16 protein-coding genes are annotated in these 15,107 nt (G+C 37.8%); 6 read left to right on the top strand and 10 right to left on the bottom strand.

Annotation, left to right across the window (positions count from 1 at the left end; genetic code table 11):
* Positions 1–89 precede the first annotated feature (89 nt).
* The 3 genes from glgB to ACFOSX_RS07460 are packed head-to-tail and all read right to left on the bottom strand — an operon-like array spanning position 90 to position 4,666.
* On the bottom strand, positions 90–2,000 hold the full coding sequence (gene glgB, locus ACFOSX_RS07470; RefSeq protein ID WP_386098657.1) for a 1,4-alpha-glucan branching protein GlgB: 1,911 nt from the start codon (positions 1,998–2,000) through the stop codon (positions 90–92).
* Between the two features lie 3 nt (positions 2,001–2,003).
* Positions 2,004–3,260: a glucose-1-phosphate adenylyltransferase gene (locus ACFOSX_RS07465; protein ID WP_386098654.1), complete on the bottom strand. Its 1,257-nt coding sequence runs from the start codon at positions 3,258–3,260 to the stop codon at positions 2,004–2,006.
* A complete protein-coding gene (locus tag ACFOSX_RS07460; protein ID WP_386098651.1) occupies positions 3,257–4,666 on the bottom strand; it encodes a glycogen synthase in 1,410 nt (469 codons plus the stop codon). The genes ACFOSX_RS07465 and ACFOSX_RS07460 overlap by 4 nt, the downstream gene beginning before the upstream one ends.
* Positions 4,667–4,873: 207 nt before the next feature.
* Between ACFOSX_RS07460 and ACFOSX_RS07455 the strand changes: the two genes are divergently transcribed.
* On the top strand, positions 4,874–5,872 hold the full coding sequence (locus tag ACFOSX_RS07455) for an AI-2E family transporter (RefSeq protein WP_386098648.1): 999 nt from the start codon (positions 4,874–4,876) through the stop codon (positions 5,870–5,872).
* A 17-nt stretch (positions 5,873–5,889) separates the two neighbouring features.
* Here ACFOSX_RS07455 and ACFOSX_RS07450 read toward each other — a convergent pair whose 3' ends face one another.
* Together ACFOSX_RS07450 and ACFOSX_RS07445 are read right to left on the bottom strand one after the other, a co-directional pair.
* A complete protein-coding gene (locus ACFOSX_RS07450; protein WP_386098645.1) occupies positions 5,890–6,027 on the bottom strand; it encodes a hypothetical protein in 138 nt (45 codons plus the stop codon).
* Positions 6,028–6,063: 36 nt separating this feature from the next.
* A complete protein-coding gene (locus tag ACFOSX_RS07445; RefSeq protein ID WP_386098642.1) occupies positions 6,064–6,558 on the bottom strand; it encodes a pyridoxamine 5'-phosphate oxidase family protein in 495 nt (164 codons plus the stop codon).
* 93 nt (positions 6,559–6,651) lie between these two features.
* Here ACFOSX_RS07445 and ACFOSX_RS07440 point away from each other — a divergent pair, with 93 nt between their 5' ends.
* Both ACFOSX_RS07440 and ACFOSX_RS07435 read left to right on the top strand, forming a co-directional pair.
* Positions 6,652–6,894: a DUF7672 family protein gene (locus ACFOSX_RS07440; RefSeq protein ID WP_386098639.1), complete on the top strand. Its 243-nt coding sequence runs from the start codon at positions 6,652–6,654 to the stop codon at positions 6,892–6,894.
* Between the two features lie 47 nt (positions 6,895–6,941).
* Positions 6,942–7,670, top strand: coding sequence for a nitroreductase family protein (locus ACFOSX_RS07435; protein ID WP_386098636.1), 729 nt, complete (start codon positions 6,942–6,944; stop codon positions 7,668–7,670).
* Here ACFOSX_RS07435 and ACFOSX_RS07430 read toward each other — a convergent pair.
* The 5 genes from ACFOSX_RS07430 to ACFOSX_RS07410 form a co-directional block, all read right to left on the bottom strand.
* Positions 7,667–9,640: a protein-disulfide reductase DsbD family protein gene (locus ACFOSX_RS07430; RefSeq protein WP_386098633.1), complete on the bottom strand. Its 1,974-nt coding sequence runs from the start codon at positions 9,638–9,640 to the stop codon at positions 7,667–7,669. The genes ACFOSX_RS07435 and ACFOSX_RS07430 overlap by 4 nt on opposite strands.
* Positions 9,641–9,886: 246 nt before the next feature.
* Complete coding sequence (locus tag ACFOSX_RS07425; RefSeq protein ID WP_386098630.1) at positions 9,887–10,294, bottom strand: rhodanese-like domain-containing protein; 408 nt, start codon at positions 10,292–10,294, stop codon at positions 9,887–9,889.
* Positions 10,295–10,630: 336 nt separating this feature from the next.
* Positions 10,631–10,945 (bottom strand): rhodanese-like domain-containing protein, encoded by a 315-nt coding sequence (locus tag ACFOSX_RS07420; protein WP_386098627.1) that lies wholly within the window; start codon positions 10,943–10,945, stop codon positions 10,631–10,633.
* 106 nt (positions 10,946–11,051) lie between these two features.
* Entirely contained in the window at positions 11,052–11,666 is a 615-nt protein-coding gene (locus tag ACFOSX_RS07415; protein ID WP_386098624.1) for a thioredoxin family protein, read from the bottom strand.
* Between the two features lie 12 nt (positions 11,667–11,678).
* Positions 11,679–12,236 carry a TlpA family protein disulfide reductase gene (locus ACFOSX_RS07410; RefSeq protein WP_386098621.1) on the bottom strand — a complete coding sequence of 186 codons (558 nt, stop codon included), beginning with the start codon at positions 12,234–12,236 and terminating at the stop codon, positions 11,679–11,681.
* A 104-nt stretch (positions 12,237–12,340) separates the two neighbouring features.
* Here ACFOSX_RS07410 and ACFOSX_RS07405 point away from each other — a divergent pair, with 104 nt between their 5' ends.
* From ACFOSX_RS07405 to ACFOSX_RS07395, 3 genes are all read left to right on the top strand, one after another.
* Complete coding sequence (locus ACFOSX_RS07405; RefSeq protein WP_386098618.1) at positions 12,341–12,796, top strand: MarR family winged helix-turn-helix transcriptional regulator; 456 nt, start codon at positions 12,341–12,343, stop codon at positions 12,794–12,796.
* Entirely contained in the window at positions 12,789–13,367 is a 579-nt protein-coding gene (locus ACFOSX_RS07400) for a YceI family protein (protein WP_386098615.1), read from the top strand. The genes ACFOSX_RS07405 and ACFOSX_RS07400 overlap by 8 nt, the downstream gene beginning before the upstream one ends.
* Before the next feature lie 253 nt (positions 13,368–13,620).
* Positions 13,621–15,021, top strand: a complete 1,401-nt coding sequence (locus tag ACFOSX_RS07395; RefSeq protein ID WP_386098612.1) for an anthranilate synthase component I family protein — start codon at positions 13,621–13,623, stop codon at positions 15,019–15,021.
* The last annotated feature ends 86 nt before the right edge of the window (positions 15,022–15,107 follow it).

The raw sequence follows: 15,107 nt of genomic DNA, 5'->3' as shown, positions 1-15,107 counted from the left end.
AGCATTAAAAAACGTGAAAAAATTCCGCATCCACAGCTTTCTTCCTCACTATTTTCTACGATTTATTAACGAAAACGTTTTAGTTGGTTTTAGTTGGAGTATTTTAAAATCACAAGGGCCAATGGCGGTATATTAATCAAGGTTGAATTTGCTCTTGAATGCCAAGATTTAGCTTCTGAAATAAGTTTTTCATTCTGAAAATCCCCACTTCCCCAAAATACTTTTGCGTTTGTATTTAACAGTTCGGTAAGTTTGCCTTTCCGTGGCAAACCAATGCGATACTGCTCTCGAGGTACTGGTGTAAAATTGCAGGCTACGATTAGGTCATCTTTCGATTTTTTACCTTTTCTAATGTAGACCAAGACTGAGTTTTCAGCATCGGTGTAGTCAATCCATTCAAAACCTTCATGGGAAAATTGCTTTTCATAAAGTGAAGGCTCATTTCTGTACAAACCGTTGAGTGTCTTTACCAAATGTTGTACGCCACTATGAGGTTGATATTGCAACACATACCAATCTAAAGCCTGCTGAAAGTTCCATTCATTGCCTTGACCAAATTCCCCACCTTGAAATAGCAGTTTGGTGCCAGGATGCGTAAACATATAGCCATACAGCAAACGTAAATTGGCGAAGCGTTGCCATTCGTCTCCTTTCATTTTATCCAAAAGAGAGTGTTTTCCGTAGACGACTTCATCATGACTTAAAGGCAACATAAAGTTTTCGGAAAACGCATAGGTCATACTGAATGTTAAATCATTCTGATGATGTTTTCTATATATTGAATCTTTGGAAAAATATTGTAATGTGTCGTTCATCCAACCCATCATCCATTTCATGCCAAATCCTAAGCCACCCAAATCTACGGGTTTTGATACACCGGGAAATGATGTGGATTCTTCGGCAATAGTCTGCACGTCCGGGAAGGATTTATAGATTTCGGTATTTAATTCCTGCATAAAGGAAATCGCATCCAAATTTTCACGTCCTCCGAACTTATTTGGTTCCCATTCGCCGTCTTCTCGAGAATAATCCAAGAAGAGCATGGAGGCCACAGCATCAACCCGCAGTCCGTCCACATGGTATTGGTCTAACCAAAAAATAGCGTTTGATATGAGAAAGGAGCGTACTTCGTTGCGCTCATAGTTAAAGATGAGGCTCTTCCAATCGGGATGATAACCTTTGCGCTTATCGGGATGTTCGTACAAGCAAGAGCCATCAAAATTACCTAATCCGTGGGCATCTTCAGGAAAGTGTGAAGGCACCCAATCCAAGATGACGCCAATATCATTTTTATGAAGCTCGTCTATGAGATATTTTAATTCTTCAGGATAACCAAAACGCGAACTAGGCGCAAAATACCCTGTGATTTGATACCCCCAACTCGGGTCATATGGAAATTCCATAATGGGCATAAACTCTACGTGGGTAAACTTCATGTCCTTTACGTAATCTACCAATTCCGTGGCTAATTCGTAATAAGACAAAAACCGTTCTTCTTTGGCATGGCGTCTCCATGAACCCAAATGCACTTCATAAACTGAAAATGGGGCTTCAAGACTGTTATGTTTTTTTCGTGTGTTTAGCCATTTAGCGTCTTTCCAATGGTAATCATCATCCCAAACAATAGAAGCTGTATTTGGCGGATGCTCACAGCGTCTGGCATAAGGGTCAGCTTTCTCGGTGGTCACACCTTCAGCATGACTTTCAATTCTATATTTATATAAAGTTCCTTTTCCCACTTTGGGAATAAAGCCTTCCCAAATCCCGCTTTCGTCCCAACGGACTTTTAAAGGGTGTGTTTCGGCATTCCAATAGTTAAAATCACCAATAACCGACACTTTTTTAGCACTTGGTGCCCAAACCGCAAAATAGGTGCCATCCTCATTATTGTAAGTAACAGGATGTGACCCCATTTTTTCGAATAAACGGTAATGCTTTCCAGCTTTGAAAAGGTTGATGTCAAATTCTGAAAACAAGCTAAATGCCTTAACCTCTGCCATAAATTACATTGAAAATCCGTTAGGTATTACAGCATTTTTCTTAATGACAACCACACCGTCTTTAATGAGGTATTGGTCTGTTTCAATATCGTCTAAATGCTTGCCACCATTGATGGTTACATCGTCACCTATACGGCAATTCTTATCCATTATGGTATTATTGATTATACAGCGTTTACCGATACCCATCAAAATTTTTCCAGGTTTCATTTCCTCTAAGGTTTCATAATAGTCGGAGCCCATCATGTAGGTATTTGTCACAACAGACTTATCTCCTATCCTAGACCGAATACCAATAACCGAATGCTCAATCTGTGCCGCATTGATGATACAACCATCTGCAATTACCGTTCTGTTTAACGTTGTTCCGGATATTTTTGAAGTCGGCAAAATCCGAGCTCTGGTATAAATTCTATTATCGTCGTACAAATTGAATTGAGGGATATCGTCCGTTAAGCCCAAATTGGCTTCAAAAAAAGATTCTATGGTTCCGATATCGGTCCAATAGCCTTCGTAAGAATAGCTAACCGTCTTATGCTTATTGATGGATTGTGGAATGATTTCCTTTCCGAAGTCAATCGTATCAGGATTATTCATCAACTCAACCAATAAATCGCGATTAAAGACATAAATACCCATCGATGCCAAATAGTGACGGCCTTGGGATTTCATAGCATCGCTCACATCCGAAGTCCAATCTGGCAATAATTTAGTCTCTGGTTTTTCAATAAACGAGGTGATGACGTTCTCCTCATTTGTTTTTAAAATCCCAAATCCAGTTGCCGCTTTGGCATCTACTGGATAGGTGGCGATTGATATTTCGGCATCACTCTCCCGATGTTTTTTAATGAGGTCATTAAAATCCATATCGTAAAGTTGGTCGCCGGACAGAATCAAGGCATAATCAAAATCGTGTTGCAAAAAATGGTGCATACTCTGGCGAACTGCATCTGCCGTTCCCTGAAACCATTTATCACTTTGTATGGTTTGTTCCGCCGCCAATACATCGACAAAGGCTGAACTGAAGAAACTAAAGTGATAAGTATTCTTAATGTGCTGATTTAAAGACGCTGAATTAAATTGCGTCAATACATACATGCGTTTGATGTCTGAATTAATACAGTTTGAAATAGGAATATCTACCAAACGGTATTTTCCTGCAATTGGTACTGCAGGCTTACTACGTGTCGCGGTGAGCGGATAAAGTCTAGAGCCTTGACCACCACCTAAAATTATGGAAATTACTTTTTGATTTATCATGGGTTGATTATTGAATTGTATAAATATACATAAGCTTTTGCGGAAACATCCCATGAATGGTCAATCTTCATGATGCGTTTTCGGATGTCATTAAATTTTGTAGTGTTTGCGTGCAAATCTATGCCTCGCTCAATAGCTCTTGACGAACTCTTTACAGAGACCTCTTTATGCCTGATTCCGAAACCATTATCATCAATATCAGTCACCGTATCTATTAAACCACCGATACTTCTCACAATTGGGATAGTGCCGTATCGTAAGGCATACATTTGGTTAAGACCACAAGGCTCCACACGACTGGGCATGATTAAAAAATCGGATCCGGCATAAATGATATGCGATAGCTGTTCATTATAACCTACATAGACATTATAGTTACCCTTAAATTCATCTTTTAACGCAAGAAGCGCTTTTTCTGTTTCATCAAACCCCGACCCTAATAATAGTATATTACAAGACTCTTGCTTAAGGATAGATTCAAAAACTTGGGGTAAAATATCGGCACCTTTCTCACCAACAAGCCGTCCGATAAAAGATATCAAAGGTTTTGAAGGGTCTAAATTAAATTGTTGACATAAGTATTTTTTGTTTCCCTTTTTTCCTGAAAGCACTGACGTAACTTTATAGTTTTTCTCTAAGTATTCATCGTTCATGGGATCCCAAACTTCGGTATCAATACCATTAAGAATACCTATGCATTTAGCACTTTCGTGTTTTAATAGGGCTTCCAGACCATTCGCTTCATTTTGTAATTCTTCCATATACGACTGAGAAACCGTTGTAACGCGCCAGGCACACTTTATAGCCACAGCTAAAGGGTTTATGGTACCATCCCAATCTAATAAACCAATATGATCATGGTTGAACTCTGGAAGCAAATTTAAATGTTCATAACCAAACCAGCCTTGGTATTGTGCATTATGAATGGTAAGTACCGTAGGTGTATTGCGTAATATTTTATAGTCATAACACTGTTGCACCATAAAAGGCACTAAACCTGTATGATGGTCATGACAATGGATGACTTCCGGCTTTTTAGTCAATGATTTTATCCAATCTAAAACCGCAATCTGAAACGCCAAAAAACGTTTAGTATCATCGTTTGAATACACATTATCCTGATAGAGTAATGGACGAATATCCACACAATACATATCAAAGCCCAGATTAAGCGAGGTCAATTTAAGAATTGAAAAATCGATGTTAGACTCACCCATTTTCAATCTGGCTTTATAAACCACATCAAATGTATTCTCATTAAAAAATTTGAGATTATAAAACGGCATAATTACCGATGCTTCTTGGCCTAACCCGTTCTGATATTTTGGTAAAGCGCCAACCACATCGGCCAGTCCACCGACTTTAGCCAAAGGATAACATTCGGCAGAAATATGAAGGATATTCAAAATAAATTAATTTTTTACCATTTCTTAAAACTACAATAATCAATGCTAATCCCATAATTTGATTTTATTAAATAACTATTATGGTATGGAAACATAATCATTAAACTGAAACTATAATCCTTCGCCTATATTATAAATTTCACCTAAATTTAATCCTATTCTAAAACTATTCAGCAGAAATAATACTTAACAACTAAACCTCGAACATTGATTGCAAAAAGTACCATAAGACAAACGTTTATTATCATTCTGATACTTGTCATTGTAGTTCTTATTTTTAGAGAGCTTATGCCTTACTTTTCCGGAATATTGGGCGCCATTACCTTGTACGTGTTGATGAAAAAATACATGCAAAGCCTTATTAATCGCGGATGGCGACCTGCATTGGCGGCGTTGACACTCATGTTTATATCCTTCATTGTTATAACCTTGCCTTTAGTAGCGATTGCATTGATGCTAGGCAATAAAGTTGGCGATGCCATTTCTAATTCTGAAAAAATAATAAGTGCGGTAAAAGCCAATTTGAATCATTTAGAAGCTTACATCAATTTCGATTTGACGTCTCAAATCAATCTCGAAAAAGTTTCAAGTTGGATTTCAAGTAATTCACAAGCAGTTTTAGGGAATGCCTTTAACGGCTTCATCGCAGTCTCCATCATGTATTTTATTCTATATTATATGCTAGTGAACCAAAAACGTTTACGAGAATCCCTGTTCAGTTACATCCCGATTGCAGACGACAATTTGAAAATTATGGGTTCCGAAATCTACGATATTGTAAAATCTAATGCATTTGGAATCCCTCTTGTTGCCATAGCTCAAGGTATTGTGGCACTGATTGGTTTTTTAATATTTGGCGTTGATGACCCTGCGTTTTGGGCTGTCGTAGTCGCCATTGGCTCCATGATTCCTTTTGTTGGGAATTTATTGGGTACTATACCTGTTTTTATACTTAGCTATTCCAACGGTGATTCGTTTCAGGCTTGGGGCGTACTTATCTATGGTATGACTGTAGTTGCGGCAACAGATAACGTTATTCGACTATTTGTCCTTAAAAAATTGGATAATGTTCACCCACTTATAACCTTATTTGGGGTACTGGTTGGTATTCCACTTTTCGGCTTTTTAGGTCTGATTTTTGGGCCATTGTTGGTCAGCTTACTATTGTTATTTGTGAGAATTTACAAAAAGGAATATGCGTCTTGACGCTGTTTGGCAAAAACTTAAAACACTTTAAAGACATAGCCCAATAACCAATACAGGATGATGAATACAATTATGGTTCCAAAGCAACCGCATTTGCCACCGCCTATCTTTTTGGCACCCCAAGCGGCACCGATGATTCTAAGTAATTTTTCCATGGATTTATTCTAACAAGATTTAGTTAATTAATAATTTTATACGGTAATATGACCGTGTTGACTCAAGTCGGGTTGCTCACCCTTAATGGTTGCGATGCCGAACTTAAAGAATGAAATCAGTTTATTTTGTTTTGGTTCCCAATATTCAGCTTCATCAGGTGTTATTTTGAGAGCACAAATATTTGGGTCATTTTCACCATCAAACCACATATCATCACCAGTTCCATATAATTCTGAAATTACCGACTGCTCACTGACGATTTCGGCTTTTCCAAAGACGTTCATAAACGACATATTACCTGGCTTGGAATACATCAATGCTACCTTATTATCTTCCTTGATGTAGTTGTAATGATTACTCTTCTTTCCGCTTAAAAACCAAATATTCCCTTCGTCATCTACTTTTTTGGTACTCATCGGTGTGGCGTCAAATTTTGCTTGTCCCAAATTGGTGGACAAGATGGCAAAATCGATATCCGTAGCCAAATCTCTCAGTTTTTCTACGGCTTCTTTATTACTCAAATTTTTCATAGTTTTTGTTTTTAATAAAATTAGTTTGAAAGCATACAGTAGTTTGATTGTAAACCTTTATTTTTTAGTGCTATAAATTGAAAATAATAATTCATGATTAGATTATACCTTATTGGCTTGTTCATATTAATCATTGCTATTTTGGCGAATGGCTTGGCTTCAAAATTGGGGCTCATGTCATGGTATGAAGCTATTAACAACTTTATCGATGATGGTACCAAAGCCTTTTCTGCAACACGTTTTATGGATTACTTGTGGTTGCTTTTATTATACCCAATGCTATTATCTTTAGGCTATGTTGTAGGAGATAAAATCTATCACTTACTTTTAGGCTAAATTAAATTTGAATTTAAAAGAGATTCCTGTTCTCACAGGACGTAAATATGGAAAAAACAGTTACCGAAGCTATTGCTTACCGTCGCTCTACACGGATTTATACCGACCAAGAGATAGACACCGAAAAAGTCAAACAATGCCTGTATAACGCATCACTAGCACCAACAAGTAGTAATCTGCAACTTTGGGAATTCTACCATATTACAGATACCGAAATATTAAAACAACTATCAAAGGCCTGTTTGGATCAAAACGCCGCAAAAACGGCAAAACAACTGCTTGTTGTAGTAGCACGAAAAGACCTCTGGAGACAAAGAGCTAAAGCCAATATTGAATTTTTAGGAAAGGTTTATAACAAACCGAATTTGAGCGAGCGCGACCTGAAACGCAAAAAAATGGCAACCAATTATTACAAAAAACTCATCCCTACAGTATATACTGACTTTCTTGGGATATTGGGGTATCTAAAATACTTCACATTCCAAATTGTAGGCTTATTTAGACCTATTTATCGACAAGTACGAGCATCCGATATGCGTGTTGTAGCTCATAAAAGTGCAGGGTTGGCCGCTGAGAATTTTATGGTAAGTATGGCTGCCATCGGTTATGACACCTGCCCCATGGAAGGTAGTGATACCTTACGCGTAAAACGGATATTAAATCTTCCGAGAGGTGCAGAAATAAATATGGTGATTAGCTGTGGTATCCGAAACGAAAAAGGCATTTACGGACCTCGTTTTCGAGTTCCGTTTGAGGAAGTTTATAAACGAATTTAGTTCTTATTAAAATTCCCCAATCCCTCTAACAACCATTGGTAATACTCATCTTCATCAGGCGTGTAGCCTTTTGTAGCGTTGAGTAATTCCATATCATGATTGAGTAAAGCATAGAATGGCTGTGAGTTATTCTCAAAATTTATCGTTTGCAAAGTCGCCCACTTATTTCCAATACTTTTTATGGTCTTAGCCGAACCGTTAGGCCGTAGAAATTGAAACTGCTCCGACTCTGGTAAATCCTTATTATCGTCAACATATAGCGAAATGACCACATACTGTTCAGACAACATATCGTACACATCAGATGTGCTCCACACCTGTTCTTCCATCTTACGGCAGTTGACACAGGCCCAACCCGTAAAATCCAACATTATAGGCTTATTTTCTGCCTTAGCAACAGCAATGCCTTCGTCTAAATCTTTATAGCAATTTAAGTTGAGTGGACATTCAGAATCCTTGTCATAAATGCTATAGAACAAAGGTGGCGGGAAACCACTCAATAACTTCAAATTCGCGTATTTGGTATTGGTCAACCCAGGAATTAGATATATGACAAAAGCCAAAAACAAAATGGCTGTTGTGATTCTGAAACCACCGAGTTTGTTTAGAGGGCCATCGTGCGGGAATTTTATCTTTCCAAATAAATACAAGACTAATCCAATACCGATGATAATCCAAAGGCCTATGAATATTTCACGCTTTAAAAGTCCCCAGTGCTCGACCAAGTCAGCGTTCGAAAGGAATTTTAAGGCCAATGCCAATTCTATAAAACCTAAAACTACTTTCACGGTATTCAACCACCCGCCAGATTTCGGTAAGGTATTTAACCACTTAGGGAACATGGCAAACAGTGTAAATGGTAAAGCGAGAGCCAAGCCGAAGCCACTCATCCCAAGCGTTAATTGCATTGCGCCACCATCAGCTGTTAGCGAGCTTCCTAAAAGCGTCCCTAAAATGGGACCAGTACAAGAAAAAGACACGATGGCCAGTGTCAATGCCATAAAAAAGATACCGATAAAACCACCGATTTTATTCGCTTTAGAATCTAAGGCATTACTCCAAGAAGAGGGCAAAGTCAATTCATAATAGCCAAAGAACGAAAAAGCAAAAGCAATGAAAACAGCAAAGAAAATGATATTAAGCGTAACATTTGTACTAATGTTATTGAGAATTTCGGGGTCTAGGGAATCAATTAGATGAAATGGCAGACTCAGTAAGGCGTAAATTAAAAAGATAAATACGCCGTAAAGGATGGAATTAAAAACCCCCTTCTTATTCTCACCTGAACTTTTGGTGAAAAACGATACCGTCAATGGAATCATAGGGAATACGCAAGGTGTCAACAAGGCAATCAATCCACCTAAAAAGCCCAAGAAGAAAATGCCTAAACTTGTTTTTTCCTCAACATTAACTGTGGCTTCGTACTTGTCTTTCCCCTTTATATTAAGATTTAGAGCCTCTGAAAGCGCCCTACTTCGCTCATCGAGTTCTACCGCTTCAATAGCAAATTTGGAGCCGTCTAAGGCGATATTAAAGTCAAAATCTCCTGGAATACATTTGGCATCATCGCAAGTTTGATATTCTACATAAGCCTTTACGATATTAAGAGTCTCATCAAGTAATCTTATGCGTTGCCTAAATACCGCTTGCTTCTTGAACTTTATAACGTCTTCTTGAAAAATCTCATCAAACTTAGGTGCTACCTGCGGTTCTGAGGTTTCTCCAATGAGCTCATATTTTCCAGCTTCCTTCTCAAACTCAAATAAGGTTTGTGGTGCAAATCCACCTAAATCCTTCTGGGAGTAAATGGCCCAACCATCGTCAATGGTAGCCGTAAACACTAACTCATATTCTGTATCGGAAATTTTGTTGGCAGAGCCTTTCCATTTTACAGGTTCGAGAATCTGTGCAAAACTTAGGGCAGAAATAGCCGTACAAAAGAGTACTGCGAGATATAATTGTTTTAGCATTGGTTTAGGCTTGAATGACAAATGTAAAATTTGCAAACATATTTACGGTTTTATGTCGCCTAATTTATAAAAACCTTATGAAAACCCTGTATAAGGGGTTAATTAGTTATTGGGTTATTTAGGGGATTAATGTAAAGTGTGAGGTTTAGAGTGTAATGTGAAATTCGTCTCTGATTTAGGTTTACTGATTTCGCTTTACGCAAAACTAAACTTAGGCTATGACTGAAAACTGAGACTGCCAACTCCCTAGGACTTCTTTTCCTGCTTTGACGAGTTGTAATGTTTCCAAGTAGAGATACCACCTTTAAGGTCATAGATTTTTTGGAACCCTGCTTGTTCCATTTTTTTGACGCATTTGGCACTTCGCCCACCAGCTTTGCAGTACAAGACGACTGGTTTGGATTTATCGAGCTTAGCGATATCATCATCAAACGTTGGCGAGCTGAAATCTATATTTTGGGCACTTTCAATGTGGTCTTGGGCATATTCGTCTGGCGTACGTACATCCACCAACTGAACATCCTCAAGTTCAAGGATGCTTTCCATTTCTTCAGGTGTGACTAATTTTACTTCGGAAGCTAAACTTTTTTCGTTGATACAGCTTGTAACTACTAGCATCGCTATACCTAAAATTGAGAAGACTATTTTTTTCATATTCATTTCCCCGAAAAGAGGACAGTTTTTAGTGATTAATATCTGTTTTATATAGTTCATTTTGCCTTGATGCAAAACGAACCAAAAAATCACAATCAAAATTAGGGAATTGCTAAAGCACCGCTCACTCTCGAAATTTCGTGCTTGAAGCTTCGCTTCGCATCTACATTTCTTCGTTCACTATTCCTGAATTTTGATGCTTCCGACTATGTCGAAATCAGGGTCTTTCCCTTTTGCTCTTTAAGTTACTAAAGACATTATCAATTAATTCTCAGCTCAATTATGTAACTCAAACATTCTACTGCCAACTGCGACTGTTTGACTGAGACTTTTGTACTAGGGCAAAACGCTGTCGCCTTGCCATTCCGTAAATCCACCGACCAAATTGTAAGCTTTTTCAAAACCCAACTGCGACATTACCGCACAGGCTTGTCCGCTTCGTCCACCAGATTTACAATACACAAAATAGGATTTGGTCTTATCCAATTCGTTTATCTCATCAACAAACCCTTGACCTTTAAAAATGTCAATATGTAAGGCTTCTGGAATCATACCTTCCACCACTTCATCAGCAGTACGTACATCAATAATTACAGCATCATGAGCTTCATTAAGCTGTTTTGTCCATTCTTGCTGTGATAAATCGTTCATTAATAAGGATTTTGCTTTACAAAATTAACATTTCCTTATGATATAGACGAAAAAAAATCCGAAGCGTTACACTTCGGATTCAAATTTCTTTGATTTTTTTATGAAATTACTTCACTTTTATGGAGCAACCTATGGCGCGAGTTTCGGTTAACGGTACATCTCCTCCACCTAAAAGAGCGTCTACTGCGTTCTCAACATATTTTGTTTTTACAGCACTTGCATCCTGATAATTATCATCAATGGCACCAATATATTTCACTTCATTGCCCTTTTTTGTTTTTTCCAAAATGTAAACGTGAGGGGTTTTTGTAGCGCCATATTGCGGGTAAATCTTCTGTCCCTTATCCATTAAATACGGAAAGGTAAATCCTTTTGCTTTGGCTCTAGCCTTCATGGCATCCATATTATCACCTGGCTTTACATCGGTATTATTTGGCATAATGGCAATGACGGGATACCCTTTTGAAGCATATTTTTTATCGAGCTCCACAATTCTGTCTTCATAAGCAACAGCGTAAGGACAGGTATTACAAGTAAAAATAACGATGAAGCCTTTGGCGTTTTTATAATCAGCCAATGAGACCATGTTCCCGTCAATGTTTTCTAGTGAAAAATCGGTAGCGATGTCCCCTACTTTATAGCCATCTGCAACATCAGACGTTGTAAAGGCTGAGAACATAACCAAACCGCATATTGCGACTAAAATTTTGAATGTTTTCATAATGATTGAGATTTAGTTTAAAAATTTATCGATTTCAGTTTTAAGTTCTTCATAGGTAAACGATTGCTCATAGAACCTTCGTTTGTTCCCTTTATAAATAATCGTTGCAGGGATGGCACCCGACCAGTTTTCATTGATATCCGGAATCCACGTGTTTTGGTCCAAATCATCAAAGGCCACGACTTCAGATTTTAAATTATGCTTCTCCAAAAAAGGTTGCAATCTCGTGGTGTATTGTTTAGGAAAATCCAGACTTACCAAAAGCATATCAATATTTTGGTCAGCGTATTCTTCCCGTAATTGTTCAAAATAAGGCAATTCCTTAACGCATGGCGCACACCAAGTGGCCCAAAAATTAACCACGTGAAGTTCGTCGTCTTTCTTATTTATTAGAGGTTTTAAACCAGCATAATCATGGACGGCGATGTTCAATGGTTCTTCAGGCAGTTGAGTATTGACTGCTTCATTTTCAACATCAGACTTTGCAATGGTATCTGTCTTAAACTCCCCTTTTTTTTGCTCGTTGCAATTAAAAAGAAACATTGAGATTATAAGTAATACATATTTCATATTTCAAAATTAAGTAAGAGCCATTAAAAACGTTTCAATTTAACATAACATTAATTTGGATATCAATGACTTGAACCCTATGTTTGTATATACAACAATTGTATATGAAACAATTGAAGGACAGATTAAAATTGACTAGCGATATTAACGACAGTAAGTCTGCTGTGGTTCATATATTGTTTTCAAACATGGGAATTAAAGAAGCGCTAACCGAGCAATTAAAACCTTACGATTTGTCCATTGAGCAGTTTAATGTTCTTCGGATTTTAAGAGGACAAAACGGAAAACCTTTGAATTTACAAGACATTAACGAAAGAATGGTCGCCAAATCTAGCAATACAACACGTCTTGTAGATAAACTCATTGACAAGTCATTTACAAAGCGTAAACCATCCAAGAGCAATCGCAGAAAGGTTGATGTTTCCATCACGGCAAAAGGCTTAGAAGTTCTCAAAACCCTCGACCCGCTGATTGATAAAGCCGAAATGAAAGTAACCGAAAATCTTAACGACAAAGAAATCAGACAGTTAAACAAATTACTTGCAAAGCTCAATGTTTAAAATAGTCCAAAACATAATCCCTCTGATACTTTTTGTGTCTTTTAGTCTGAATACGCTTTCGGCCCAAAATAAAACGATTGATACCGACAAGAGCACCATCATTTGGAAAGGCCATAAAATTACCGGAAGCCATGACGGCACTATCAATTTTGAATCTGGTCAGCTTCTATATAAGAATGATGAATTGGTAGGTGGCGAATTTATCATTGACATGACCTCTATCAATGTCACGGACTTAGATGGCAAATCCAAAGGCAAGCTAGAAGGTCATTTGAAGTCTGAAGATTTTTTCGGCGTTGAGACACATCCAAAATCCAAATTGGTATTTACCAAAGTCACTAAAACCGATAATGGCTATGAGGTCATTGGCGATTTCACCTTAAAAAATATCACTGAACCCATAACCTTTAATCTTACCGTCGCGGAAGATTCCATAAGTTCAGAATTATCCATAGACCGCACAAAATACGATGTAAGATACGGCTCTAAAAGCTTCTTCAATAACTTGAAGAATAGCGCCATTAATGATGAATTTGACCTTTATGTTACCCTATTTTTAAATTCCTTTTGATGAAATAGCACATAAAGGCTCTATGATTCCCGAAACGATTGCCCTATAGTCCGCTCGGGAATCTTTTTTTTAAAACTCTTTTGAATTCAATTTTATCCTCTCTATATTTGAGCTATATTTAAAACAATGCAAACAAACAAAACATGGTGGTGGAATTTTACTAACGAAAGTTTCGTGAAATAGTCCATTGTGTGAAAACATATCAAAAAGGCTTGTCATTCACGACAGGCCTTTTTTTATTTTAATCGTCTTTATGACTACATACCATTTAAAAACCGACTACACCAAAATGCTGGCAGACCACATTACGCCTGTCAATATTTATTTGAAAATACGTGACGTTTTCCCCAATAGTATTTTATTGGAAAACAGCGATTACCGCGCCAATGACAATAGTTTTTCATACATCTGTTGTAATCCCATTGCGTCCATTAACGTCACTAACGATGTTATTACACAGCAGTTTCCTGATGGCGAAATGTCTTCGGAAGAAGCCACGCCAAACAATGTTACCGAAGCGATTCATAATTTTTCAACTCGATTTAATTCAGACGTCAACGAAGATTTCAAATTCATTACCAATGGGATTTTTGGCTACACCAATTACGATGCGGTGCGTTATTTTGAAGATATTGAAATTTCGAAAAAACCGAATTCTATTGATATTCCAGATATCTATTATGCCGTTTATCAAAATGTTATTGCAATTAGCCACTACAAGAATGAAGCTTATATCTTTTCGCATACGCTAAATGGCAAGCACAATTGCGAACAACTAAAACAACTCATTCAGACTAAACAATACGCACAATATAATTTTAAGACAACATCGAAAATTGATTCTAACTTATCTGATGACGACTACAAGCAACACGTAGAACTCGCCAAAAAACACTGTGCACGAGGCGACGTGTTTCAATTGGTATTATCTAAACGCTTTTCGCAAGAGTTTAAGGGCGATGAATTTAATGTCTATCGCGCATTAAGAAGTATCAACCCTTCACCATACCTCTTTTATTTCGATTATGGGAATTACAAGATTTTTGGAAGCTCACCCGAAGCACAATTGATTGTGAACAAGGGAAGTGCGGAAATTCACCCAATTGCAGGAACATTTAAACGCACAGGCAATGACTTAAAAGATGCAGAATCTGCCGAAGCTTTAGTTAAAGACGACAAGGAGAATAGTGAGCATGTGATGTTAGTGGATTTAGCACGAAACGACTTAAGTAGACACGGGAGCGATGTGAAGGTTGAAACTTACCGCGAGGTACAGTTTTTCTCGCACGTTATTCATTTGGTGAGTAAAGTTGTAGGAAAAAAGCACGAGCATACACCAACTATGCAAGTGGTGGCTGATACCTTCCCTGCGGGAACTTTAAGCGGTGCCCCAAAGCACAGAGCCATGCAACTCATAGAACAATACGAAAAAACAAGTCGAAGTTTCTACGGGGGCGCTATAGGATTTATGGATTTTAAAGGCAACTTCAATCATGCCATCATGATTAGGACTTTCCTAAGCAAAAACCACAAACTCTATTGGCAGGCTGGCGCAGGATTGGTCGCCAAATCAAAACCCGAAAGCGAATTGCAAGAAGTATACAACAAACTCGGCGCATTGACAAAGGCGATTACAATGGCGGAGGAGATATAGTGTTCAGTGTTCAGTGTTCAGTATTCAGTGTTCAGTGTTCAGTGTTCAGTGTTCAGTGTTCAGTGTTCAGTGTTCAGTGTTCAGTG

This window comes from Winogradskyella maritima (assembly GCF_042650215.1).
Taxonomy (GTDB): Bacteria; Bacteroidota; Bacteroidia; order Flavobacteriales; family Flavobacteriaceae; genus Winogradskyella; species Winogradskyella maritima.
Note: the sequence above shows the minus strand (reverse complement) of the source record. Positions and strands in the feature narration are given on the sequence as shown.